This is a genomic window from Vibrio sabulosilitoris, assembly GCF_055391395.1.
This window is the reverse complement of the sequence record NZ_AP029599.1, coordinates 2,940,394-2,965,177: the sequence shown is the minus strand read 5'-3', so window position 1 is coordinate 2,965,177 and position 24,784 is coordinate 2,940,394. Positions and strand designations below refer to the sequence as shown.

The 24,784-nt window shown below is 48.4% G+C and carries 22 protein-coding genes, 1 other RNA gene and 4 pseudogenes; 19 read left to right on the top strand and 8 right to left on the bottom strand.

The window, feature by feature from the left end; translation table 11 throughout:
• Positions 1 to 118 precede the first annotated feature (118 nt).
• The 7 genes from moaB (at position 119) to udp (ending at position 4,997) form a co-directional block, all read left to right on the top strand.
• Positions 119 to 631 (top strand): molybdenum cofactor biosynthesis protein B, encoded by a 513-nt coding sequence (moaB, locus tag ACZ5R2_RS13950; protein ID WP_438457661.1) that lies wholly within the window; start codon positions 119 to 121, stop codon positions 629 to 631.
• Positions 632 to 640: 9 nt separating this feature from the next.
• Positions 641 to 1,120, top strand: coding sequence for a cyclic pyranopterin monophosphate synthase MoaC (moaC, locus tag ACZ5R2_RS13945; protein ID WP_464899953.1), 480 nt, complete (start codon positions 641 to 643; stop codon positions 1,118 to 1,120).
• Entirely contained in the window at positions 1,117 to 1,362 is a 246-nt protein-coding gene (gene moaD, locus ACZ5R2_RS13940; protein ID WP_464899952.1) for a molybdopterin synthase sulfur carrier subunit, read from the top strand. The genes moaC and moaD overlap by 4 nt, the downstream gene beginning before the upstream one ends.
• A gap of 3 nt (positions 1,363 to 1,365) precedes the next feature.
• Complete coding sequence (gene moaE / locus ACZ5R2_RS13935; protein WP_464899951.1) at positions 1,366 to 1,836, top strand: molybdopterin synthase catalytic subunit MoaE; 471 nt, start codon at positions 1,366 to 1,368, stop codon at positions 1,834 to 1,836.
• A gap of 207 nt (positions 1,837 to 2,043) precedes the next feature.
• Positions 2,044 to 2,460, top strand: coding sequence for a CBS domain-containing protein (locus tag ACZ5R2_RS13930; protein ID WP_438457665.1), 417 nt, complete (start codon positions 2,044 to 2,046; stop codon positions 2,458 to 2,460).
• 69 nt (positions 2,461 to 2,529) lie between these two features.
• The gene (locus tag ACZ5R2_RS13925; protein ID WP_464899950.1) at positions 2,530 to 4,026 is read left to right on the top strand and encodes an MATE family efflux transporter; all 1,497 of its coding nucleotides are present in this window, start codon (positions 2,530 to 2,532) and stop codon (positions 4,024 to 4,026) included.
• 209 nt (positions 4,027 to 4,235) lie between these two features.
• Positions 4,236 to 4,997: a uridine phosphorylase gene (gene udp, locus ACZ5R2_RS13920; protein ID WP_464899949.1), complete on the top strand. Its 762-nt coding sequence runs from the start codon at positions 4,236 to 4,238 to the stop codon at positions 4,995 to 4,997.
• 211 nt (positions 4,998 to 5,208) lie between these two features.
• Here udp and ACZ5R2_RS13915 read toward each other — a convergent pair whose 3' ends face one another.
• Together ACZ5R2_RS13915 and metG are read right to left on the bottom strand one after the other, a co-directional pair.
• Positions 5,209 to 6,027, bottom strand: coding sequence for a hypothetical protein (locus tag ACZ5R2_RS13915; protein ID WP_464899948.1), 819 nt, complete (start codon positions 6,025 to 6,027; stop codon positions 5,209 to 5,211).
• A 423-nt stretch (positions 6,028 to 6,450) separates the two neighbouring features.
• Positions 6,451 to 8,502 (bottom strand): methionine--tRNA ligase, encoded by a 2,052-nt coding sequence (metG, locus tag ACZ5R2_RS13910; protein WP_464899947.1) that lies wholly within the window; start codon positions 8,500 to 8,502, stop codon positions 6,451 to 6,453.
• Positions 8,503 to 8,740: 238 nt separating this feature from the next.
• On the opposite strand from metG, the gene apbC reads away from it, so the two are divergent.
• The 3 genes from apbC (at position 8,741) to ACZ5R2_RS13895 (ending at position 12,903) form a co-directional block, all read left to right on the top strand.
• Positions 8,741 to 9,811, top strand: a complete 1,071-nt coding sequence (gene apbC / locus ACZ5R2_RS13905; RefSeq protein ID WP_464899946.1) for an iron-sulfur cluster carrier protein ApbC — start codon at positions 8,741 to 8,743, stop codon at positions 9,809 to 9,811.
• 256 nt (positions 9,812 to 10,067) lie between these two features.
• Positions 10,068 to 10,709 (top strand): uridine kinase, encoded by a 642-nt coding sequence (gene udk / locus ACZ5R2_RS13900; protein WP_464899945.1) that lies wholly within the window; start codon positions 10,068 to 10,070, stop codon positions 10,707 to 10,709.
• A 106-nt stretch (positions 10,710 to 10,815) separates the two neighbouring features.
• Positions 10,816 to 12,903 carry an AsmA family protein gene (locus ACZ5R2_RS13895; RefSeq protein ID WP_464899944.1) on the top strand — a complete coding sequence of 696 codons (2,088 nt, stop codon included), beginning with the start codon at positions 10,816 to 10,818 and terminating at the stop codon, positions 12,901 to 12,903.
• A gap of 58 nt (positions 12,904 to 12,961) precedes the next feature.
• Here ACZ5R2_RS13895 and ACZ5R2_RS13890 read toward each other — a convergent pair whose 3' ends face one another.
• Entirely contained in the window at positions 12,962 to 14,035 is a 1,074-nt protein-coding gene (locus ACZ5R2_RS13890; protein ID WP_464899943.1) for a PLP-dependent cysteine synthase family protein, read from the bottom strand.
• A 119-nt stretch (positions 14,036 to 14,154) separates the two neighbouring features.
• On the opposite strand from ACZ5R2_RS13890, the gene ACZ5R2_RS13885 reads away from it, so the two are divergent.
• On the top strand, positions 14,155 to 14,613 hold the full coding sequence (locus tag ACZ5R2_RS13885; protein WP_464899942.1) for an Lrp/AsnC family transcriptional regulator: 459 nt from the start codon (positions 14,155 to 14,157) through the stop codon (positions 14,611 to 14,613).
• Between the two features lie 14 nt (positions 14,614 to 14,627).
• Complete coding sequence (locus ACZ5R2_RS13880; RefSeq protein WP_464899941.1) at positions 14,628 to 15,269, top strand: hypothetical protein; 642 nt, start codon at positions 14,628 to 14,630, stop codon at positions 15,267 to 15,269.
• A gap of 2 nt (positions 15,270 to 15,271) precedes the next feature.
• Here the strand turns inward: ACZ5R2_RS13880 and tesB are convergent, their stop codons facing one another.
• A complete protein-coding gene (gene tesB / locus ACZ5R2_RS13875; RefSeq protein ID WP_464899940.1) occupies positions 15,272 to 16,129 on the bottom strand; it encodes an acyl-CoA thioesterase II in 858 nt (285 codons plus the stop codon).
• A 220-nt stretch (positions 16,130 to 16,349) separates the two neighbouring features.
• Between tesB and ACZ5R2_RS13870 the strand changes: the two genes are divergently transcribed.
• Entirely contained in the window at positions 16,350 to 16,778 is a 429-nt protein-coding gene (locus tag ACZ5R2_RS13870; RefSeq protein WP_464899939.1) for a YbaY family lipoprotein, read from the top strand.
• Between the two features lie 37 nt (positions 16,779 to 16,815).
• Here ACZ5R2_RS13870 and ACZ5R2_RS13865 read toward each other — a convergent pair whose 3' ends face one another.
• The gene (locus tag ACZ5R2_RS13865) at positions 16,816 to 17,127 is read right to left on the bottom strand and encodes an MGMT family protein (protein ID WP_464899938.1); all 312 of its coding nucleotides are present in this window, start codon (positions 17,125 to 17,127) and stop codon (positions 16,816 to 16,818) included.
• 175 nt (positions 17,128 to 17,302) lie between these two features.
• Between ACZ5R2_RS13865 and ACZ5R2_RS13860 the strand changes: the two genes are divergently transcribed.
• From ACZ5R2_RS13860 to ACZ5R2_RS13850, 3 genes and pseudogenes are all read left to right on the top strand, one after another.
• Positions 17,303 to 18,043 (top strand): VP0952 family biofilm-associated protein, encoded by a 741-nt coding sequence (locus tag ACZ5R2_RS13860; protein ID WP_438457679.1) that lies wholly within the window; start codon positions 17,303 to 17,305, stop codon positions 18,041 to 18,043.
• A 172-nt stretch (positions 18,044 to 18,215) separates the two neighbouring features.
• Positions 18,216 to 18,312: signal recognition particle sRNA small type (gene ffs, locus ACZ5R2_RS13855), an RNA gene on the top strand.
• Positions 18,313 to 18,431: 119 nt separating this feature from the next.
• Positions 18,432 to 18,590 (top strand): annotated as a pseudogene (locus tag ACZ5R2_RS13850) (TnsA endonuclease N-terminal domain-containing protein); the annotation flags it as partial.
• 18 nt (positions 18,591 to 18,608) lie between these two features.
• On the opposite strand, the gene ACZ5R2_RS13845 reads toward ACZ5R2_RS13850, so the two are convergent.
• Positions 18,609 to 19,730: an ISAs1 family transposase gene (locus ACZ5R2_RS13845; RefSeq protein WP_464899841.1), complete on the bottom strand. Its 1,122-nt coding sequence runs from the start codon at positions 19,728 to 19,730 to the stop codon at positions 18,609 to 18,611.
• A 90-nt stretch (positions 19,731 to 19,820) separates the two neighbouring features.
• Between ACZ5R2_RS13845 and ACZ5R2_RS13840 the strand changes: the two are divergent.
• Together ACZ5R2_RS13840 and ACZ5R2_RS13835 are read left to right on the top strand one after the other, a co-directional pair.
• A pseudogene (locus ACZ5R2_RS13840) lies at positions 19,821 to 20,303 on the top strand (Tn7 transposase TnsA N-terminal domain-containing protein); the annotation flags it as partial.
• 2 nt (positions 20,304 to 20,305) lie between these two features.
• A pseudogene (locus ACZ5R2_RS13835) lies at positions 20,306 to 21,187 on the top strand (Mu transposase C-terminal domain-containing protein); the annotation flags it as partial.
• Positions 21,188 to 21,283: 96 nt separating this feature from the next.
• Here the strand turns inward: ACZ5R2_RS13835 and istB are convergent.
• Both istB and istA read right to left on the bottom strand, forming a co-directional pair.
• Complete coding sequence (gene istB, locus ACZ5R2_RS13830) at positions 21,284 to 22,006, bottom strand: IS21-like element ISVch3 family helper ATPase IstB (RefSeq protein ID WP_464899937.1); 723 nt, start codon at positions 22,004 to 22,006, stop codon at positions 21,284 to 21,286.
• A 10-nt stretch (positions 22,007 to 22,016) separates the two neighbouring features.
• Positions 22,017 to 23,549 (bottom strand): IS21 family transposase, encoded by a 1,533-nt coding sequence (gene istA, locus ACZ5R2_RS13825; RefSeq protein WP_464899936.1) that lies wholly within the window; start codon positions 23,547 to 23,549, stop codon positions 22,017 to 22,019.
• Between the two features lie 227 nt (positions 23,550 to 23,776).
• Between istA and ACZ5R2_RS13820 the strand changes: the two are divergent.
• Positions 23,777 to 24,769: pseudogene (locus tag ACZ5R2_RS13820) on the top strand (Mu transposase C-terminal domain-containing protein); the annotation flags it as partial.
• Positions 24,770 to 24,784: the final 15 nt, after the last annotated feature.

Here is a 24,784-nt window from a genome sequence, read left to right as displayed (position 1 = left end):
TTGCTTCTCGGGACATAGTTCCTAGAGGCCTAACTCCTAGAAACATAGCACTTAAGGACAGAGCACCTTGTCTTGGAAGGACCACAACACTATAACGAAAAATGGACAGGTAAAGTTAATGGGACACGCAGAGAGCAAATTCCAACCGGCAAATATTGCCGTACTGACGGTATCAGATACCCGCACCGAAGAGAACGACTCTTCCGGTCGATTCTTGGTGGAGTCGGCCGAGGCGGCGGGGCATAAGGTGGTAGCGAAACAGATCGTGATCGATGATATGTACAAGATTCGTGCAATAGTTTCGCAGTGGATTGCCGATGAACAGGTTCAGGCAATTATGCTGACAGGGGGAACCGGTTTTACCTCACGTGATAGCACGCCTGAAGCGCTTAAGCCTCTATTTGATAAGGAGGTCGAGGGTTTCGGAGAACTCTTTCGTATGGTGTCATACGAAGAGATTGGTACCTCAACTATCCAGTCTCGTGCAGTGGCCGGCTTTGCCAATCACACAGTGATTTTCGCTATGCCTGGCTCGACAGGGGCCTGCCGTACTGGTTGGACCAAGATCATCAAACAGCAGTTAGATGCCAGCCATCGTCCATGTAACTTTATGCCGCACCTGTCGGTTTAAGGGGTTAAGATGAGCGAATTTACTCACATTAACGCCAGCGGCGAGGCTAACATGGTGGATGTTTCTACCAAGGCGGAGACGGTGCGTGAGGCACGCGCAGAGGCGTTTGTGCATATGGCGCCAGAGACCTTGGCCTTGATAGTCTCAGGAGAGCACCACAAAGGGGATGTATTTGCCACCGCGCGGATTGCCGGTATTCAAGCCGCTAAAAAGACCTGGGATCTGATCCCACTGTGTCATCCCTTGCTTTTGTCTAAGGTAGAGGTGCAGCTGGAAGCTATCGAATCAACCAGCTATGTGCGCATCGAATCGCTGTGCAAGCTTGCGGGAAAAACTGGGGTCGAAATGGAGGCGCTCACCGCTGCGTCGGTTGCGGCACTGACGATCTATGACATGTGTAAAGCGGTGCAAAAAGACATAGTGATTGGTCAAGTGCGACTATTGGAGAAGACGGGTGGTAAATCGGGACACTTTAAGGTGGAGTCATGATTAAGGTACTGTTTTTTGCGCAAACTCGTGAGCTGCTTGGTCAAGATGAGCTTGAGGTGGCTGAAAGCTTTGAGAGTGTTGAGGCCCTGCGTGAGCATCTCGCTCAGCAGGGTGGCAAGTGGTCGCTAGCATTAGAGTCCGGTAAGCTGTTATCGGCCGTCAATCAGTCGATTGTGCCCCTGAGCACGACGATTAAAGACGGTGATGAGGTTGCCTTCTTTCCACCTGTGACAGGTGGTTAGACAATGGTAGACCCTCGTATTGCAGTGCAGCAATCCGACTTTAGTGTAGCGGATGAATACGCGGCCTTGTCCGCCGGAACTGCAGCCGGTGCTGTGGTGACCTTTGTCGGTAAGGTGCGTGATATGAACCTTGGTGATAAGGTGACGGGTTTGCATCTCGAGCACTACCCAGGTATGACGGAAAAGTCCCTCAGTGCGATTTGTGATCAAGCAGAGCAGCGCTGGCCAATATTGTCGATTCGCGTTATCCACCGTATTGGTGATCTCGACCTAGGCGATCAGATTGTTTTTGTCGGCGTGTCTAGTGCTCATCGCGCAGCAGCCTTTGAGGCCTGCGAGTTTGTGATGGATTATCTAAAAACTCAAGCTCCATTCTGGAAGAAAGAGCGCACGGGCGATGACAGTCGCTGGATTGAATCACGTGATTGTGACGCGATAGCAGCGGCGCGTTGGCAACAGGGTGGTGAGTCTTGAGCCATGGTTTGAGCGTAAAAAGTCCGGAAAAGAGTCTACACGGCTCTTTTTTATTGTTTGCAATCCGAGCTCACAGCCCTTGTCACAACGCGTTCCGTGCTCTAATTGGTTACACCAATTGTTAAAATCGCAATTTTCTATTTAGTAAAATCAGGAAATTAGGCAACACTTAACGTATAAGCAATGGATGTATAACGAGGGTAGAAGATGCAATCATTAAAAGTTCGTGACTACATGAGGCTCCAAGCAGTGACCTTCACACCGGACATGTCCTTGAGTGCTGCGTTAGACAAAGTGTTAACCTCTGACTATCTTGGTGGGCCGGTTCTTGATGAGAATAAAAAGGTGGTCGGCTTTATTTCTGGGCAAGATTTGCTCGAGAAGCTGATCAAGGTTAGTTACATGTGTCAGGATACCCATATTGTTGCTGACTGCATGTACCGAGAGGTGTTAACCGTATCCCCTGAAATGTCGGTGATTGAGCTGGCCGATATGATGAAGGTCGGCAAGCCTAAGGTCTATCCGGTGGTTGAAAACGAAAAGTTGGTCGGCATCATTACGCGAAGAGATGTGCTGAAAGCGATTGCGAAGAACATTGACCTCTGCTTCAAGAACCCCGTCTAAGCGAAGGGTTATAAGATAATCAAGGCGCCATTCGGCGCCTTTGTGTTTTTACCTACCTCTGGGGTTACGATGGGCCAAAAAACCAATACTCAGCAAAAGCCAGATCAAGAAGCAAAATTTACTCAAGGCTCCACAATGAAACACATTTTGGTGATGTCAGGTGCGAGCTCGATTGGCCTGATGGCACTGTTCATCGTTGACCTGATTGATATGCTGTTTATCAGTATGCTTGGCCAGGATGAACTCGCCGCTGCGGTAGGGTTTGCCGGCACGCTAGTGTTCTTTCCGACCTCGATTTCGATTGGCACGTCTATTGCGATGGGGGCCTTGGTGTCTAAGGCGCTGGGTGCGAAACACAGGCTACAGGCCAAGCGGGTCGCCGCGAGTATTTTGATCACGGCCTTAATCATCAGCAGCTTTGTCAGCTTGATATTCTACCTGTATATCCCCGAAATGCTCGAGTTGCTGGGCGCTGAAGGCTACACAGCCGAGCGGGCAGAGGCGTATCTGCGCATCATCATTCCTAGTGGTCCATTGGTTGCGTTAGCGATGGCGGCAGGCGCAGGACTGAGAGCGGCCGGCGATGCCAAACGTTCCATGTGGGCTACCCTTTGGGGGGGGATTGTTAATGCTATCCTAGATCCGATCTTTATTTTTGCTCTTGATATGAATGTGGAGGGGGCAGCCACTGCCTCGGTAGTGGCGCGCTTTACCGTGTTCTATTTTTCACTCATGCCCCTTATTCGTGTGCACAACTTGGTTGCCATACCTTCTTATACCCATTGGCTGGGGCATCTAAAACCGGTCCTCGCCATCGCTATCCCGGCGATTATCACCAATACAGCCACCCCAATTGGCAATGCGATCGTCACCTCGGCCATGGCACAGTTTGGCGAGGATTTTGTCGCTGGGTTCGCCGTGATTGGTCGCTTGACTCCGGTGTGTTTTGCGGTGATTTTCGCACTATCTGGCGCTGTAGGGCCGATCATAGGACAGAATTTTGGTGCAGAGCGATTCGACCGGGTTGAGGAGACCCTCAAGAACTCGTTGCTAGTCACAATCGTCTATACGCTAGTGGTGTGTGTCGTGCTGTACTTTGTTCAAGATTGGATTGTATTAATCTTTAGCCTCGAGGGTGACGCCGCATCAGTGATTGTCGCGTTTTGCACCTTTGTTGCGATCAGCTTTATCTTCAATGGCACCCTATTTGTCGCCAATACCTCATTTAACAGCCTAGGCAAGCCACTCTATTCAACCGCATTAAATCTAGGTAAAGCGAGTCTGGGAACCATTCCTTTTGTCCATTTTGGTGCCCAGTGGTTTGGTGCCTTAGGCGTTATGTATGGGCAAGCGGTTGGTACGGTAGTGTTTGGTTTGCTCGCGCTGGTGGTACTGCGTAAACACCTTAGCGATGTCGCCAAAGGCGAGGAGCCTCAGTTGGAAGAAGAGCTACAAATCACTTGTGTGAACAACCAGCCATTTTGTAGTCATGATGCCTTGGTTATTGATGAGGTTCATCTAGCGGTAGATGAGTTGGAGCAAGAGTTGCCGCGCACGTCCGAGTGAAGGCAGAGCGGTCAATGTTGATACCCTGGTGCGAATGTTGTGATGCCAATCGATTAGGCGTGAAAGTCATACTCACACTCCTCTGTGGGCTGGGAGCTTGATCACGAAAATCTACGGGTGGAGGGTCTACAGTGAAGCCATCGTAGCGATGAGCTCACATCAATCACTGAGTGAGCCGCTTTCAAACCTTCTTTTAATAAGGAGCCCTTATGACACAGCCTGTTTTTCATTTAGGCATCACAGCCGACGACCTTGCGGGCGCAACCCTTGCGATCATTCCTGGCGATCCGGCCCGGGTTGAGAAAATTGCCCAACAGATGGAGCAGCCGACCTTTCTTGCCAGCCATCGAGAATATACGCTTTATCGTGCACTACTGGATGGAAAGCCTGTTGTGGTCTGTTCGACAGGCATTGGCGGCCCGTCGACCTCAATAGCCGTGGAAGAGCTTGCCCAGCTAGGGGTCAATACCTTCTTACGCGTAGGAACGACGGGGGCGATTCAGCCACATGTTCAAGTGGGTGACATGATAGTGACCACCGCTTCAGTCAGATTAGATGGGGCAAGCTTACATTTTGCGCCAATGGAATTCCCAGCGGTCGCTGATTTCGCCGTCGCCAGTGCGATGAAAGCGGCAGCGGAGGAGAGTGGGGCTAATGTGCACCTTGGCGTCACTGCCTCAAGCGACACCTTCTACCCTGGGCAGGAGCGTTATGACACCTTCTCTGGTCGCGTGGTCAAGCGCTTCCAAGGCTCGATGCAAGAATGGCAAGATATGGGGGTGTTAAACTTTGAAATGGAGTCGGCAACGCTGTTGACCATGTGTGCCAGCTCTGGCCTCAAAGCGGGTTGTGTGGCGGGCGTGATAATCAATCGTACCCAAAAAGAGACGCCAGATCACGACACACTTAAGCTGGCTGAGACGCGCTCGATTGAGGTCGTGGTAGAAGCGGCGCGCAAAATGCTTAATTAACGACTCTTTAAGCCACTAGCCTTTAAGTCACTGGTCTTTAAGTTTCCACTCTGTAAGCACCTTTGTGCAACAAAAAGCATCAAAGATAAAAATACCCCTTCCCATGGAGGCATTTAAGGGAAGGGGGAGAAACTCGATTGGTAGCCAAAGCCTGCTGGTGGTCGTTTCGATCTTAGCTAGGCACCTCGTTGTTCGTTTGGGCGCCGTTATGCTAGAGAGCGGCGGTGACGGGCTCAACCTCAGTCAAGGGTTGGTAGATCTGCTCGGAAAAGGACTTGAGGATATTATCATACACATCGGAAATAGCGGTCGAGATCTCGCTGGTCAAACCATAAAGTGTATTGGCATCTATTGCCTCTAACTCAGACTCACTGATCTCATTCAGCTTAGTCATGGCGGTTTGGCACTGCGACGTAAAGGCGATATCTGGGTCAATGATTTTAAGCCGATTCATACGCTGTAAGATGTGCCCGCAGTAGTAACGTACTTGATCGGATGCACAAGACGTATCTTGCTCTTGAATAGCGATACGCAGACGCGTCAGTGTCTCCATAGCATCAAGCACGGCTTGCCAGTTGTAGTGGTAGGTTTCATAGAGATCATCACGGCCTGACTCCGCCAGCCACGCCAATACGACATCATCGAGCAGGTACATGCAGTGGCGGATCACTTTGCCATGCACCATTTGATTCTTGGCCACCGAGACGTCTTGCCACTGGTTAAGCATTGCCTTAACTTTGATTTCCAATACCCGGTACAGCGGTTTACTCTCAAACTGAGCATCATCGACCAGCTGGGTCACCCGCCGGATAAGCTCTGCCTCAACCTGTTGTAATACCGTGTAATCCGCCTCTTTGCGCAGCTTAACTTTGTGTGACAGCCCTCGGTGCTGACGGCAAAGCAACAGTACCTGACGCATATTCATCACTAAGTGATAGCGACGTGCCGATAGCGTAGAATTTTGCTTGGAGAGAAACAACAACAGCGCAATGATGCTGATCGAGATAACAATCGAGATAACAACGAACATAGCCAACCCTCCGAAAAAACATCCATACTCTAACTTAAGCATTTACCATGCCAGAAATTAAAGTTAATTAAATCAATTTGTTAGTATATTTTCGTTGTGGAGCTTGCACTGAAGTGGTGCGGTATTGCATGGAAATAGAGGCGAGAGTCGAGATCGGGCTTTGCCCTGCGAGAGGCGAGGGGAGTGCGTTGTGCTGTCGGGTGAAAAGCTAAACTCCTCAAGGTTTTATTAATCATCCATTTGAAAAAGAACTGACACTGTCACGTCAATCCCGAAAGATTTTCTCGCCTCTCGCCTCTCGCCTCTCGCCTCTCGCCTCTCGCCTCTCGCCTCTCGCCTCTTTTTCGCAGGACATAAAAAAGCCAATGGCGCAAAAACACCATTGGCTTTATCAATTTTTTCGCGAGATCGAACCAGGCGTGATTACATCACGCGCATGCCTGGTTGTGCGCCTTCGTGTGGCTCTAGGATCCACAGGTCGCTGCCACCAGGGCCAGCGGCGAGTACCATACCTTCTGACATACCGAACTTCATCTTACGTGGTTTGAGGTTGGCTACCATTACGGTGTGCTTACCAATCAGATCTTCTGGCTTGTAAGCAGACTTGATGCCAGCAAACACTTGGCGTGTTTCGCCGCCGATATCGAGTTGCAGCTTCAACAGTTTGTTGGCTTTTGGCACTTCTTCACACTCAACGATCTTGGCGATACGCAGGTCAACCTTGGCAAAATCATCAAACTCAATCTCATCCGCAATTGGGTCTTTGCTCAGCTCAGTCTCGGTTTTTGCCGCTTCTGCTTGCGCTTTAGCTGCTTGCTCTGCTGCTGCATCTTCTTTTGATGCTTCAACCATAGCCTCAACCTTCTTCGGATCAATGCGGTTAAATAGCGCCTTGAACTTAGTGATCTCATGGCCGGTCAATGGTGCTGCGATACCTTCCCAAGTCAGCTCTTGGTTTAGGAAAGCCTCAGTGCGTGCAGCAAGCGCTGGCATGACTGGTTTCAGGTAAGTCATCAGTACGCGGAATAGGTTGATGCCCACAGAGCAGATATCTTGGAGCTCCTGGTCCTTACCTTCTTGTTTCGCCACAACCCAAGGGGCTTTTTCGTCAACGTACTGGTTCGCTTTGTCAGCTAGTGCGGTAATTTCGCGGATAGCGCGACCAAACTCACGGCTCTCGAAAAGCTCGGCGATGCGATCGGCAGCAGCAGCGAACTCGTTGTACAGCTCAGGCTCAGCGAAGTTATCAGACAGCTTGCCGTCAAAACGCTTGCTGATGAAGCCCGCGTTACGTGATGCTAGGTTAACAATCTTGTTCACGACGTCGGCGTTGACACGCTGAGTGAAGTCTTCAAGGTTAAGGTCAAGGTCATCGATGCGGCTGTTCAGTTTTGCTGCGTAGTAGTAACGCAGACACTCTGGGTCGAGGTGATCAAGGTAGGTCGCTGCCTTGATAAAGGTGCCTTTTGATTTTGACATCTTGGCGCCATTTACGGTTACGTAACCGTGAACAAACACGTTGTTCGGCTTACGGAAGCCCGAGCCTTCAAGCATTGCTGGCCAGAATAGCGAGTGGAAGTAGACGATGTCTTTGCCGATGAAGTGGTATAGCTCAGTGGTGCTATCTTTCTTCCAATACTCGTCAAAGTCTAGACCTTCAGTTTTGTTACATAGGTTTTTGAACGACGCCATGTAACCAACGGGTGCGTCCAGCCATACGTAGAAGAACTTGTCTTTTTCACCTGGGATCTCAAAGCCAAAGTAAGGCGCATCGCGCGAGATGTCCCACTGTTGTAGGCCTGATTCAAACCACTCTTGCATCTTGTTTGCGGTTTCTGCTTGCAGTGAGCCTGAGCGGGTCCACTCTTGCAGCATGCTCTCGAACTGAGGCAGGTCAAAGAAGAAGTGCTCTGAGTCTTTCATTACTGGTGTCGCACCAGAAACGGCAGATTGTGGGTTGATAAGCTCTGTTGGGCTGTAGGTCGCGCCACAGTTGTCACAGTTATCGCCGTACTGATCTTCCGACTTACAGTTTGGACAAGTACCTTTAACGAAACGATCCGGTAGGAACATCTCTTTTTCAGGGTCAAACAGCTGAGAAATGGTGCGGCTTGAGATAAATCCGTTCTTTTTCAGCTCGAGGTAGATATGCGATGCCAGCTCACGGTTCTCTTCTGAGTGCGTGCTGTGGTAGTTATCAAAGCTGATATCAAAGCCAGCGAAGTCTTTTTGGTGCTCGTCACTGACAGCAGCAATCATCTCTTCTGGGGTGATACCCATCTGTTGCGCTTTAAGCATGATTGGCGTGCCGTGTGCATCGTCAGCACAGATGAAGTTTACAATGTTGCCGCGTAGACGCTGGTAACGAACCCAAATATCAGCTTGGATATGCTCAAGCATATGACCAAGGTGGATTGAACCGTTAGCGTACGGAAGGGCACAAGTTACCAAAAGTTTTCTTGGATCGGTTGCCATACTTAATAATTCGCTTCTAGTGATAGGTATAAAATTGATGCAATATACTACCCCATGACGCTCGTCACGCCAAGGCGTCAAGCAGGGGAGTGATGAAGTTTTATTCTGCCCCTCGGCGCAATAAGCCATATTATATTTATGGTTCTGCAAACCCCTTGATACTGCTAGTATTAATAGACCTAAGCCGCCTCTAAAAACGCGTTCATCAGTGAGGTAGGGCAGGCATCAAGGAGGCCGAATGCACCAAATCTCTTCTCTTCAAGACTTTCAGCAACTGCTGGAGCAGTTTGAGCACCCACACCTGATCGCTGGCTGGGCAAAGCAGCCAGGTCTTATCACTGCCAACGCGCAAGGGGTAATCCAAGTGCGTGTCCCTTTCGCATCCCACACCTTAGTGCACCAACTATCGGATTGGATTTCCGCCCAACATCAGCATTATCAACTGCCTGCAGTTGAGGTTGAGTTAGTGCCCAAAGCATTAGAGACTCAGGCCCCACCAATCAAAGGAGTAAAAAATGTCATTGCTGTGACCTCTGCCAAAGGTGGTGTGGGCAAATCGACCACTGCGGTCAACTTGGCGCTAGCCATCGCTCAGACGGGCGCAAAGGTGGGGATCCTCGATGCGGATATCTATGGCCCTTCGATACCACTGATGATGGGGACATTGGATGCTAAGTTACAGGTGCGAGACAACAAATGGATGCAACCAATCATTCAGCACGGTATCGCAACGCAATCGATAGGTTACCTTGTCAATCAGGCAGAGGCTGCGATTTGGCGTGGTCCGATGGCATCCAAGGCATTGGCGCAGATGGTGAATGAAACCGAGTGGCCGGAGTTAGACTATCTGGTACTGGATATGCCACCGGGAACCGGCGATATCCAATTGACTCTGTCGCAACAGATCCCGGTGACCGGGGCAATCATCGTCACCACACCGCAAGACCTTGCCCTTGCCGATGCGCGCAAGGGAGCGGCCATGTTTGATAAGGTCAATGTGCCGGTCGTCGGGCTGGTGGAAAACATGAGCTATCATATTTGCAGTCAGTGTGGTCATAAAGAAGCGATCTTTGGAACTGGCGGCGCCGCGAAACTGGCAGCGGACTACCATCTTGATGTGCTTGCACAAGTGCCTCTGCATATCGATGTACGAGAGGATATTGATTATGGTGAGCCTACGGTGGTGAGAAGACCGGACAGCGAGCACGGATATCTGTATGCCGAACTGGCTGATCATGTATGCAGTAAGCTGTTTTGGCATGGAAAAGCTCGACCGGATTCAATCACCTTTACTATGCTTGATAATTGAGGGCTTGATAATTGAGGGCTTGATAATTGAGGGCTTGATAACGGAAGACATGAGCAGTGAAAACCTGAATACGATAAGTCTGGAATTATGAGTGCATTCAATATTCACTCAATTTGATATTGATGCCAAAAAAAAATGATGAAATAAGCTTCAATTGCAGCTAATTGTGATGAAGTTCACGTAAGTGCTGGCAACCGAGCTTGTCAGCGCCTATAATCGGCCGGTTTTCTCAGTCCATCATCATCGGGTGCACATAATGTCTGATAATAATCAATGCGTAATTGTCGGTATCGCAGGAGCGTCGGCTTCAGGCAAGAGCCTTATTGCGAGTACCATCTACAAAGAATTGCGTGAAAAAGTGGGTGATCACCAAATTGGTGTAATAACAGAGGATTGTTACTACAACGACCAAAGTCACCTAAGCATGGAAGAGCGTGTAAAAACCAACTATGACCACCCAAAAGCGCTTGATCATGACCTTTTGTGCGAACACCTTCAGCAGTTGGTTAGCGGCCAGTCAGTGGAAGTACCAGAGTACAGCTACTCTGAACATACCCGTACCGCTAACACCAGTACCATGACACCGAAAAAGGTGATTATCCTTGAAGGTATCTTGTTGTTGACTGACCCGCGCCTGCGTGACCTAATGCATGCATCAGTCTTTATGGATACTCCACTCGACATCTGCCTTTTGCGCCGCGTGAAGCGCGATGTGGAAGAGCGTGGTCGTACGATGGAATCTGTCCTAGAGCAGTACCAGCAAACGGTACGTCCGATGTTCATGCGCTTCATTGAACCATCAAAACAGTATGCCGACATTATTGTGCCACGCGGTGGTAAGAACCGTATCGCCATCGATGTGCTCAAGGCACACATTGCTAGGTTGCTAAAAGCCTAGAATTAGGTAATGCTTTAGGGCAAAGCCCATTGAGACAAGTCTCTAATATTTATAAAAAAGTGGTGCTTCGGCGCCACTTTTTTTGTTTTTAGCAAGGACGAAGCTAATGAAAAAACTCTTAATCATCCTTGGTGTGTTGGTTGTGGTTGTGAGCGGTGCAATCATCGCGCTGGTAACCATGGTCAACCCCAATCAATTTAAGCCACTGATTGTTGAGCAAGTCGAGCAACATACTGGGATGTCGCTGGTGATTGACGGTGATATCAGTTGGCAGTTCTTCCCATCGGTTGGTCTTGCAATTGGACACACTGAACTGCGTAACCCCCAAGGCTTTAGCCAAGCCAACCTGTTTGAGGTGGAGCAAGTCGAGGTCAACGTCTCAGTCATGCCCCTGTTTGATCAGCGCCTTGAGATTGGTAATGTTGTGCTCGATGGTGCCAACATTGCGCTTGAGCGTCGTAGCGATGGCAGCAGCAACCTCGATGCACTCATGGCGCCATCTGAGCAGCCAGCCCCAGCGACTCAGTCAGCAGCCGATGCGCCAGCCGAGACTTCTGTTGGAAACCAGGCGTGGGATATCAACTTAGCGGGTATCACCATAAGCAATGCCGCCTTTATGATGAAAGACGCGCAAACAGGGCAGGATATCGCACTTTCTGATGTCAATTTGAGATTGACTGAGTTTGCGTTTGACCAATGGTCACAGCTAGAGGCGTCACTCAAAGGTCAGCTTAATCAGCAGACATTTTCAGCGTCAGCCCGACTGGAGCTTTTACTTGCTGAAGGGTTGGCAAGTTATCAACTGCGCGAAATTAACCTTGAAGCCAGTATGCAAGACCCGGTTAATCAGATTGAGCGTGCTGCACTCAAGTTGGATACCTTTGCTTTTGATCAAGACAACGCATTGAGCTTTGAACTGATTGGCCAGCTAGCGGAGCTCGGTCTGAATACGACGGGCAGTGCTAGCCTAAATATTGATCAGGCTATCGAGCTTGTTGAGCTGACCGATCTCGAGCTCTCAACAAGCGTGACTGGGGATGATTTGCCGGTTTCCCCGCTTGAGTCTACGCTGAGCAGTGATATCCAGTTTGATGTTCCGGCCAGTCAGCTGGAGGTGGCACTGAAGCGGTTGAGTGCACTGGATACGGAGTTGATGGGCAGTGTGTCGGTTGGATTGTCGGAGATCGCCAAGATCCGCTTTGATCTGCAAAGTCCAAAGATTGATCTTGATGCGCTGTTGCCCGCGCAAGAGAGTCAAGAGCAAGCTTCATCTGGCTCAACTCAGTCTGGGTCAACCGAGGAGGTTGAGCCTGATTTAAGTGCATTACAAGGGCTCGATCTTGAAGGTAAAGTGACTATTGGTCAGTTTAAGGCAAGTAATGTCAAGCTGAGCGATGTTGAGACTACAATGTCGGTGCGCAAAGGTGTTGCTAAACTGTCGTCTTTCTCTGCCAACCTCTACCAAGGCTCAGTCAAAGCTTCTGGGCAACTCAACACGAATCGGTCACCAGCGACCTACAGCAAGAAAGCGACAGTGACGGGCGTTCAGGTTAAGCCGTTGCTTACTGATGCTGCCGAGGTCGATCTGCTCGAGGGCACGGGTAATATCGATATTGATATCACAGGTCAAAGCCTGACTCCGGCCGGGATCAAGCAAAATCTAGCTGGCACTGTGGTGATTAACTTTGCCGATGGGGCCGTTAATGGGATTAATGTTGCGCAGCTTATCCGTGAAAACTACGCCCGTTTCACCGGTAAGCAGATCGACGGGGTTGATGGCCCACAAAAAACCGACTTCTCGGCCATGACTGCAACGCTGAAACTCAACCAAGGGGTAGTGACAACCAACGATTTGGCGGCACAATCACCGCTGCTTCGTGTGAGTGGAGATGGGCAGGCAAACTACATCAAAGAGTCGATGGACATGACCATCAGCACCTCAATTGTTGGCTCATTGAAAGGTCAGGGTGGTGAGAATATCGATGAGCTTAAAGATGTCACTATCCCGATTCGCATTCACGGTGAGTGGGCAGAGCCGAAGTTTGCTCTGGTGTTTGATGATGTGATGAAGCAAAAAGCGCAGCAAGAGATTGACCGCGGCCTACAAAAATTGGATGAAAAACTCGGTGATAAAATAAAGGATGAAAAGACTCGTAAGGCGGTAGATGGCTTGCTGAAAGGGCTGTTTAACTAACAACGTCTACTTATTCTTGAAAAGAACGAGGCCTCCCAGCGATGGGAGGCTTTATTGCTTATAGCGCAGCCAACTTGCCCGTTTGTTGCAAGCCCTCTAGCTGCTCAAGATACGGGGTTAAATCGCCGATGTTGTTCGCCACCCACTCTCTATCGAAGTAAGTGTCTAGGTAACGCTCACCACTGTCACAGAGCAGGGTAACGATAGAACCGGTCTCACCACGGTGCTTCATTTCGGTTGCCAGCTGCAGCGCACCATACAAATTGGTGCCAGTCGATGGGCCCGCTTTGCGCCCTAGGATGCCTTCCAACCAGTGTGCGGTCGCGACACTCGCAGCATCGGTGATGGTACGCATCTCATCAATCACGCCAGGGATAAAGCTTGGTTCTACACGTGGACGACCAATGCCCTCAATTTTGCTCCCGCAGTGATGGGTGACACTGCAATCCCCAGTCTGGAAATAGCGGTGAAACACCGATTGCTCAGGGTCAACCACACATAGCTTGGTGTTGTGTTGTTGATAGCGAATAAAGCGACCGATGGTGGCAGACGTGCCGCCGGTACCCGGGCTCATCACAATCCAAGTCGGCACAGGGTGAGTCTCCATCGTCATCTGACTGAAGATAGAGTTGGCAATGTTGTTGTTACCGCGCCAGTCGGTTGCGCGCTCAGCATAGGTAAATTGGTCCATATAGTGACCACCAAGCTCCTTTGCCAAGCGATGCGACTCAGCATAAATCTCATCTGAGCGATCCACTAGGTGAGCTCGACCACCATAAAACTCAATCTGTTCGATCTTTTTCTTGGCTGTAGTTTTTGGCATCACTGCAATAAAGGGCAAGCCAAGCAAACGGGCAAAGTAGGCTTCTGAAACCGCGGTGCTGCCCGAAGAGGATTCAATGATTGGCGTGTTAGGGCCAACCCAGCCATTACAGATCGCATACAAAAACAGCGAGCGAGCCAGACGGTGTTTCAGCGAGCCAGTGGGGTGGGTGCTCTCATCTTTCAGATAGATATCCACACCGCTTAGGCTTGGTAAATCAAGCTTGATTAGGTGGGTGTCGGCAGAGCGTTGAAAATCTGCATCGAGTTTTTGGATAGCAGATTTAATCCACTGGTGATCGGTGCACATGGGGTTGTCCTAGTTTTTTGAGATATTAGGGATAATGTATATCGTTACTGCGAGAAAAACTTTGCTATATTAATTGCTAAATTACCTATATGTAGAAAATTTTTCTCCAATCGCTCGATATGATAGATTCCATTGATCGAAAAATACTCAAGTTGCTGCAGCAAGATGCAACGCTCTCCTTGAACGAGTTGGCCGAAGCCGTCAACCTAACCACCACACCTTGCTGGAAGCGATTAAAGAAACTGGAACAGAGTGGGGTGATTGGCAAGCGCGTTGCGCTGCTTGACCCTGAGAAAGTTGAGTTGGCATTTACCGCCTTTGTGATGGTCAAAACCAGCAACCACTCCCATCAGTGGTATCAGGACTTTGTTACTACGGTCAAAGATTTCGCTGAGGTGATGGAGTTTTATCGCATGGCGGGTGAGTATGACTATATGATGAAAGTGCAAGTCAAGGACATGAAGTGCTTTGATGCATTTTATAAGAAGTTGGTCAACAGTGTGGAGGGGATCTCCAACGTGACCTCAACCTTTGCGATGGAACCATTAAAGTACACCACAGCGTTGCCGATTGATTAACAAAGGACGATGAAATGAAGGATTATTTCGCCTCACTGAGCCGCCTTACTATGGCGGTGGCTATTGGTTATCTCGGCTTCTCGGTCTATCAAGTGGGACAAAAGCTCGACCAAGTTCTGACGGTCTATCCCGAGGTCGTAGCCGATATCGAGCAGATCACTCAAAGCCTGCAAGTGGAAGAGTGGTTGGCACTCAGTCGCTCGTTTGATGACACTTTGCCCGAGGTTATTGGGGCTGTAACTGAAGTGAATCAGGTGATGAGTGAGGTGGAAGCAACCGTGCGTTCGGTGGACAGCAAAATTCCGGCGATATTAAGCCAAGTTGAGTTACTGCAGACACAAACCATGCCCGCGACGCTAGAGGAGCTCAGTCAGTATCGTCAACAGACCCTTCCTGACTTGGTGACTGAGCTGCAGGGCTATCGAACCGATGTGGTGCCGAGTGTCATCCAAGAATCACAGCAACTTCGGCAAGAGGTACCGGTCATGCTCGCCAATGCCAACCATCTGGTTGAGAACAGTAAAAAAATCACCGAGCAGGCCACTCAAGGGGCGGTCAAAGGGGTCGTAATGACCCCATTTAGTCTGATTGGTGATGCTACCGATGGGATCTCAGAGCGAGTGCTCGGCCCGAAAAATAAGCCCCAAGTCGAGTAGGTTTAGGTGTAGCGCATCACCCCTTCTTGAACCGCGCTCGCCACCAAGTGCCCTTGACGGTTATAAATATCGCCCCTTACAAGACCACGACCGTTACTGGCAGTCGGGCTTTCAATCGCAAACAGCAGCCAGTCGTCAAAGTTAAACGGACGGTGATACCAGATGGAGTGGTCGATAGTCGCCACCTGCAGCTTGGGCGTCATCAATGATACTTGATGGGGGTGAAGCGCCGTGACTAAAAAGCCCCAGTCGGATGCATAACCGAGCAAGTACTGATGAAGTAATTGGTTGTCAGGCAACTGGCCATTGGCTTTGATCCATAAGTATTGGGTTGGCTCGGCTTTTTGCGGCTTGAGGGGGTTGATCACAGTCACTGGTCGCACCTCGATGGGTTTTTCACCACAAAAGGTTTGCTTGAGCTTTTCCGGCAAGATATGGGCTATCTGAGAGGCCAACTCGCTCTCAGAGGCATAATTTTCAGGGCCGGGTACCTCGGGCATCACATTTTGGTGTTCAAATCCCTCGGAGTTGTGATTGTAAGAGGCGGTAAGGAAAAAGATGGAGCGCCCGTTTTGGATCGCTTTCACCCGCCGAGTACTGAAACTGCGACCATCGCGCAGGTTTTCGACGTCGTAGATGATCGGTTTTTCTGGGTCACCAGGATGGAGAAAGTAGCTATGGCAGGAGTGCACATAGCGATCTTCTGGCACCGTATAGCGAGCAGCCGATAAGGCTTGACCGATCACTTGGCCTCCATAGACCTGCGGCAAACCTAGATTCTGGCTATCGCCACGAAATAATCCCTTTTCGAGCCTCTCTAGTTGCAGAAGCCTTAACAATTCATCAAGAGAACGGCTCATAAAACCTCACATGTGTTTTCTTTTTTCAATATATGACAGGGTATAACAACACTAATGAGATTGCGAAAGTGAGTTGGCACTCAATAACTTGGTGGAGAAGGTCGAGGAAAGATCACACTTTTCCCACCGCGTCAGATAACTGTAAAAAATAATACTCACTAGAGACATGAAATTCGCGTATAACTATACTCCTTGCGTCCTTTTGAATATTAGAGGCTTTATGAAAAAAGCACTACTGTTGGCTGCGTCAGTCATACTAGGGACCACAACGCTAGTTGGTTGTCAGCAGTCCGAGAAACAGGAGTTAGTTTCTCAAGTAAAAATGGTAGCAGGGACAATTACCTATCGCGAGCGCATTGCGCTTCCTGAAAACGCCGTCGTTGAGGTGACATTGCAAGACGTGTCACTGGCCGATGCGAAAGCTCGAGTTCTAGCGCGTCAGCGCTTTGAAACCAATGGTGCACAAGTGCCATTTAAGTTCGAACTGCCGTACACAGTGTCAGAGATCGAGCAACGCCATCGATATAGCGTCAGCGCCCGAATTGAGGTGGATGGACGACTTCGTTTTATCACTGATACCTCAAACCCGGTGATCACGGACAGTAACAAAACGCACACCATAGACCTGCGTCTGATTGGCGTTCGTTAGCACAAACAAGGATTTGTAGAGGGAGCTAAGGCTCCCTTTATTTCGTTTCTACCAACCACCGATAATGCCTTAGCGATATTTTTCCTCCCTCAGCGACTAGAATGCCCTCTGCACGCAACTTTTCCATTTGCACTGCCAAGCGATCGCCACTTAACGAGATTTTACCCTGACTGTTGATCACCCGGTGCCACGGCAATTTAGTGCCTTCTGGCAAGCGTGAAAGTGCGGTACCCACCTGACGTGCATAGCCGGGATAACCGGCAAGTTTTGCTACATCTCCGTAGGTAGAGACTTTTCCATGAGGAATTTGTTGAATTACAGCAAAGATTTGCGCTAAAAATTCATTCATACTCAATTTGTACCCGTGTTACTGAGTTATTTATCGCCTCAGCCTAACACTGAAATACGTAAAAATGAAAAGCCGCTTACCCGGGTACAGGGAATCTAGTACCCATCGATATCGAGTTAGCAGCATTATTGCTCACAGATAATAACCCCATCGGGGAGAGCCATAAGGAGAGTATATGGTTTATGCGACGATTCAGTTCCTAGCCACCGTTTTTCTAGCGATCATATGTTCGCAGGCGATGATGTTCAGCCAAGGAGAGTTGCCGGCACTTGTCGTGATCATCCCTGCACTTTGGCTCGCGAGTCGATTACGCTTTGCCGGGATTTGGTTTGTGGTCACTATGGTGATCTATGGATTTACCTTGTCCCACCAGCCCGTCTCACTATCAATAAGCTTGTGGATGCTAACTCCAATGTTGATGGTGGTGTTTTCACGCCGCAGCAGTATTTGGGTGATCGCTATGAATGGTGCGATTGCGATGGCTTTGCTGAGCGGCATCACCTACACTCAAGCCGCCGGCGAACTTGATGGAACTCCACTACTCACAGTCGTACAAACCCTGTGTGTGGTGTCGATCTCTTGGTGCCTGCATTACTGGCAGCCATCCCGCGCGCACAGTTGGTGGACGTTGGGTCTTTTAGTCCCAATGTGGATTTCTGGCTTGATTTATCCTGCGTTGGTGACGCTATGCATCACTGCGATAATGGGCTCTGTTGAGCGCCTGTCTGCCCTGAGAGACTTTCGCTGGAGCAAACTGTTGACCTGGACACTGCCAACCGTGGGTTTTGCAGGACTGATTGTTCATCCTAATGTTGATGTTCCTCATCCCGTATTTGTACTGTGGTTCTGTTTACTAGGCAGCGCATGGATGACGGACTATATCCTGCGTACGATGGAGCTTGAGTCAGAAGACTAATCGTCTTAGGCGCTGTTATCACGATTAACAGGTAATACGGTGGGCGTCTTTTGTATAAGAGTTAGGCATTTGAAAGCAAATGGCTTGTGAAGCCCTTGCATTCAGCCAGCGGATAATGAATAATGCCCACACGTTGAGAGGCAAGCTCCTCCAACAAACGAATCTATGGAGGCCCTGGTCCTCTCGCAACAATAGCTCGTGAACTCGGTCAGGTCCGGAAGGAAGCAGCCGCAGCGAGTGACTTGTGTGCCGGGATGTGGCTGGGGCTTCCACCCTTCTGAAGCCTGCAATATATGTTTGCATAAATTGCAGGCTTTCTTCATATTTGCACCATAAGTCTTCATAGTCTATTTTTTTGTTGTAGGTTTACAACAAAAGTGATTTTGCTATGTTCGACCAAACCAAGAAGTCATCTCACGTACACAACATCTGTAAGTTCATGAGCTTGAAGAATGGTGCTGTTGTTCGCACTCTGTCCATTTTAGAGTTTGATTTCTGTTTTCACCTCGAATATAACGCAGACATAAAAAGCTTTACCTCCCAACCAGGGCGACCGCATGAGTGTCTAGTTTTTCACCGCCAGATTAAAACCAGCACTTAATACCGCCTCTAGCATGGCTGTATTCATCATGCATCGCTTTTGTTTCCCAACAATGCTCAACTTGGTTGGCTCTGCACGGAGCATATTCAAGCTCATATGGCGTAAGCAAGACAGATTCTCTGCGCCGTTCTCTTTGTATATCTGACACGCGTCTTCATTCATACTCACATCAAGCACCCAATGCATTGACTCTATACCCCAATGTTCTCTGACTGCTGTCGCTGCTTGCTCGGCGCTAAGCTCTTTGGAGCTGATGTAGTAACGATACTCTAGGCCTATTGCTTTTCCTTTCTCAAAGCGGAAGTTTTCAACCATAACAATGCTCTTCAAGCCTTTCCAACGAGAGAAGTTACCTTCAAGTTTGGCACTGTCAAATACATAGCATTGGCGAGACTCTATACGCCCATGCCCGTCTTCAAGCACAATGTCTTCTGCCACATTTGCTCGCTCAGTGGAGAACGCTTTTTCTATCGCTTGTCGAAGTTTTCCTTGGTTACACTTCACTGCAAGCAAGTAGTCGCCTCCTTGTTCTACAATGACTTTGGCTATCTTGGTTTGACAGGCCATTGCATCAATGGTGACGAGAGCCCCCTTGATATCGAGCATCTTTATCAGCTCTGGGATTGCCGTTATTTCATTGCTTTTTTGCTCGGTTTTTAGCTGTCCCAATACGAGCTTATTTGATGAGGCATAGGCGCTGATCATGTGAATAGTGCTTGCTCTGTCTTCGCGATTGTAGGAGCCGCGAAGCGTTTTGCCATCTATCGCAACGACTTGGCCGTCGGTGAGTGTATGTATCGACGATATCCAGCTAACAAAGCACTTATGGAATTGCTCGGGCTCTATCGTAGATATTATGCGGGCAATCGTGTCATCGGCAGGAATACCATTCAAAAAGAGGTCATTGCGTTTAAACCAATCGTGGTGTCCGAGAATGTACTCACGAATATCAAACCAGCCCTTTGCACCGGCAATCACGGCACATAGCGAGCCAAAAAGAACTTCAAACAAGCAGTAAGTTACCTTTGCTCCTTGGCGTTGGTCGGTCATCGTTTGGAAATGTTCTTTGAAGTGGTCAATGTGCATCGTATGCTCCCTAAAAAGGGAGTATATGATCACAGGTAGATGTGATCGTCAAATCGATCGTTATTTTGATTATAAAACGTTCACGATCTCACCCTGACCTCCCAACCTTTTGGTTTCCACTATCAATTCAATAATCGAAAGTGCCGATATACCCCCGACTTTTTGGTGACAGATCAGGATGACCGTTCAACTTTCTTCGAAGTAAAACACTCTAGCCAGATTCTCAAACCTGACTTCAGAGACCGATTCACAGAGAAACAAAGAGTTGCATTGAATGAGTTTAACAGACGCTTAGTTTTAGTTACTGAGAAGCAAATTAGAATGGGACCAACTTTAGATAACTTCAAGCTACTACACCGTTACTCCGGATTGCGAACCGTGACTGAGTTTCAAAAGTTAGTGTTGGCGTTTATTCAACGTAAACAAATGGTGAAGTTACAAGAGGTATCGTTGTATTTCGGTTTATCGGAGCAGGACACACTTATCTCTACTCTACCTTGGATCTCTTCGGGGCAAGTTAAAACAGACCTAATCGGCATTGGCTTTGGTCTTGAAACCTACGTTTGGTGTTAATTATGTCATCGAACTCTAATAGCATATTTGGGTTCTTTGATGAGTTTGAAGCTTCTGAGGGAGAGTCGCAACAGCCTCCAATAGAGCTATTTCAAGAGCCTGTTGAAATTTTATCAACCCTAGACAGCCAGTCGAAAAGGGTACAACAAGAAGTTATCCGTCGTATCAAAATCATCGTTTTCGTGGAGAAGCGTTTAAAAGGTGGATGGACCGAGAAAAACTTGAACCCTATCTTAAGTCTCGTGGAATCGGAATTACAGCTCACTCCCCCGAGTTGGCGAACTTTAGCAACCTGGAAAAAATCTTACTTTGAAGCGGGTAAAGACCTTTGTGCACTTATTCCGAAGCATACCTATAAGGGGAACAGACAAAGAGAAATCGACTCTCAATCCCTAATTGATGAAGCAATTAACAATATATATCTGACTCGTGAACGACTAAGTGTTGCTGAAGCATATCGGTACTATAAGAGTCGAGTGATTCAAATAAATCGCGGGATTGTCGAGGAGAAAATCAAACCAATTTCTGAGCGCTCTTTTTATAATCGAATACACAAACTACCTCCTTATGAAGTAGCGATTGCAAGGTTTGGCAAACGATATGCAGATCGGGAGTTTCGAGCGATTGGTCAACAAGTTGCTGCGACTAAACCAATGGAATATGTCGAAATTGACCATACCCCAGTTCCAGTGATTTTGATTGATGATGAGTTAGAGATTCCTTTAGGGCGGCCCTATCTGACGATGCTTTATGACCGTTTCAGTAAATGTATCGTGGGATGCAGTGTCAACTTTAGAGAGCCTAGTTTTGACTCTGTTAGAAAGGCACTATTGAACTCACTGCTAGACAAGAACTGGGTCAAGCGAAAGTACCCATCGATTAATGCGTATTTCGGTGATTGCGATCGCTCATTTCGGTTTATTCCGATCACATGAGTCTGCCGTTTTTCTCTCTTCCTATTTTTACTCTAAGTGATCGGATTACGCCAGTTTTCTCATTGACTCACCTCCCAGTTCTATTCGATGACTATTGTGTACCAGCCGATCCATGAGAGCGTCTGCAACGGTTGCATTACCGATCATGTTGTACCATTCCTTAACGGGCAGTTGACTGATAACGATCGTACTGCTGTTTTGGTAGCGGTCTTCCAGCACTTCCAGAAGATGGCCTGCATGCTCTTGAGTCAGTTTTTCCATTCCCCAGTCATCAAGGATTAGCAGTGTTTTTTTAGCAAGGGACTGAAGTTGCCTTTGATAGCTGCCATCCAGACGACCTGCGGTCAGGTCGTCCAGTAGTCTGCTTAGTCGGTAGTACCTTGCTGTTTGCTGCTGGTCACAGGCATTGGTTGCTAGTGCGCAGCCAAGATACGTTTTGCCTGCTCCCGTTGGGCCTGTGATCAAGATGTTCTGGTGCTTGTGTAGATAACTGCCCGTTAGTAGTTCACTCATCTGTTTGCGGTTCAGGTTTCGTCCCTCCTTGTAGATGAGCTGACTCGGCTGAGCATCCACTCTCAGCTTGGCTTGCCGTTTTAGCCTTTGGATTTTGGACTGGTTACGGTTCAAGATCTCACTTTCCAGAAGCAGGCTTAACCGTTCCTCGAAGTCCAGCTCTGCGTAGGTGGTTAGTTGCTCTTGTTGCTGCTCTAGCGCTTTCGCGGCATGGCTCAAGCGCAGAGTTTTGAGTTGGTCGTTCAGTGCGTTCATCTTTCTTCTCCTAGTGGTAACAGTTCGGGCCACGAACATTGCTATGAACGAGGTTTGGTGTACTCACTTTGTCTTTGCTTAGTTGGCCTTCACGATTGTGCTTCAGCAGGTTGTTGATGAAGGTGTAATTGGGTTTTGTTAGCATCAGCGCATCTTTACAGGCTTGCTCTAGGCGCGATTTACCATGGGCTTTGCTTAGGTTGAGTAACCCAAGACAAGAGCGATAAGACTGCTCTGGGTGAGGCTTAGAGTTCAGCATCTTATGGATGACTTCTCGTGTGGCTGGGCCAATATTGGCGCCCCAGTTGAGTAACCGACCAGGTGACCACTTTTGATGTTGATGATTGCTTGGCATGTGCTCAGGCTGTGTGCTGTTGCCGCGCTCTCTTTGGCTGCGTGGATGTTGGGCGACCAAGTTACCTTGATGGTAGATCTGCACCAGACGGTTGGAGGCTTCCAGTTCGACATGGTGACCAACAAGTTGATGTGGAACCGAGTAGTAGTGACGACGATATTCGATGTGATAATCAGGCCCAACTTTGGCTCGTTTGGTTTCGGTGTACAGGTAACGCTGTTTGGGCAGAAGCTTTAGAGCGGGTTTATCGAGTTTGTCGAACAGCGCTTTACGACTCGCGCCATACTGTTTCATCTCACGTTCGTTTAAGTCATTCATAAGCTCATGGATAGCAAGGTTCAGTTCTTTGAAGGTATGGAAGGTTTGATGTCGCAGCCGCATCATGATCCAGCGTTCCACTAGGAGCACGGCATTCTCTGCCTTGGCTTTGTCTTTCGGTTTGTAGGGGCGAGCTGGCATCACTGCGGTTTGATAGTGATTCGCCAGTTTCTGATAGCTGTCGTTAAGCCTTGGCTCATAGCGGTTCGCTTTGGTGACCGCGCTACGTAGATTATCGGGAACTAAGAGTTGTGGCACGCCGCCGAAGTGTTCGAACGCATTCGCATGAGCCTCCAACCAGTAGGACTTCCCTTGGCTAGGGAAGGCTTCAACATAGGTGTAATTGGACGCACCTAAGGTCGCCACGAACACTTCTGCTTCGCGTACTTCACCTGTATCAGGATTGACCACTTGAAGTCGAGGTCCACAATAATCGATAAACAGCTTGTCACCTGCAACATGGAGCTGACGCATGCTGCGCTTTTGGGTTTTGAACCAACGAGTGAAGTGCTCGCAGAACTGAGTGTAAGCGTAAGCTTGCTCTTGATATTGCTCATGATATTCCTGCCAGAGCAACATCTTCGTCATGCCTTTACGTCTGAGTTCGACTGCGTATTGAGTGAAGTCTGGCATGACTTTATCGCGACTGGCTTTCTTGCCGTGATACAGAGCTTGAGTGATCTCAGCATCGCTACAACTTTCAGGTAGAGGCCAACCAAGTTTGCTTTGTTTAAAGCGAGTAAGGAGTTCCGATATGGTGGAAGGGCCGAGTTTAAGGCAAGAAGCGATGCTGCGATTTGAGAGACCACAGTCGTACTTAAGGCGTAATACCTCTTTGATTTTGTTCATTGGAGTTCTCTTTTTTGCCATTGTCGCTTCCTTACCTTCTTGTTTAAGAAGTAAAGAATAGCGAGCTATTGATTTAAAAGAGAAAAAGGTAGGATTTCGGACTTTCCGATCGCGGTTTTCGCTATTCCGATCACCGATTTCAGAGTTAGGTTAAAAGTGATCGGATAATCGCGGAATCAGTGATCGGTTTAAACCGAAATAGGTGATCGGATAATCCCGAAATGACTGATCGGAATGCTCCGAAATACGCAATTAAAAATGAATGGCCTTGTCACGGTAAGATTGACTGTTTAGTTGTCGATAATGGTGCCGAGTTTTGGAGTCAAAGCTTGGAAGATTCTTTGCGGCCTCTGGTATCAGACATCCAATACAGTCAAGCAGCTAAGCCTTGGCGAAAGTCTGGGATCGAAAAGCTGTTTGATCAGATGAACAAAGGGTTAGTGAATGCACTGCCTGGAAAAACATTCACCAATCCCACTCAACTGCAAGAATACAACCCAAAGAAGGATGCGGTGGTTAGAGTTTCTGTGTTTCTTGAGTTGCTCCACAAGTGGATTATCGATTACTACCATATGGCACCAGACTCAAGAGAACGTGACATTCCATATCACAAGTGGAATCAATCAGAGTGGACTCCCTCCTACTACGATAGTGCCGAGGAGGAGCAGCTTAGAGTTGAGCTAGGCTTACTTAGACACCGAACCATCGGAGTAGCAGGAATTAGGCTTCATAACCTACGCTATCAGTCCTCCGAACTTATTGAATACCGTAAATATTGGGCATCCAATAATGGTAAAAAGCTTTTTGTTAAGACCAAAACAGACCCTTCTGATATCAGCTCTATTCATGTTTACCTAGAATCGGAAAAGAGGTACACAAAAGTTCCAGCGGTAGACAACAGCGGATATACAAAAGGGCTGTCCCTTTTTGAGCATGAGCGAATACAAAAAGTACGTAGGCTTAATACTAAGCAGCTTGCTGATGATGAGGCGCTTGCGGATACGTTCCTGTACATGAAAAAACGTATTCAGGAAGAGACCGATAGATTCCGCAGTGCAAAAAGCAATAAGGCTAGCTTGCCCAAAACGGGCAATACTTCAAAATTAGCAAAGTTTAATGATGTGGGATCAGACGGGCCAAGCTCAATCAATTCGACTCCAGTTAAACAAGAAACTACGGTAGTGTTCGATGTCTCAGGGCAATTATCTGATGATGATTTTGAAGATATTGAGGGGTATTAATTTGAACTTAACATC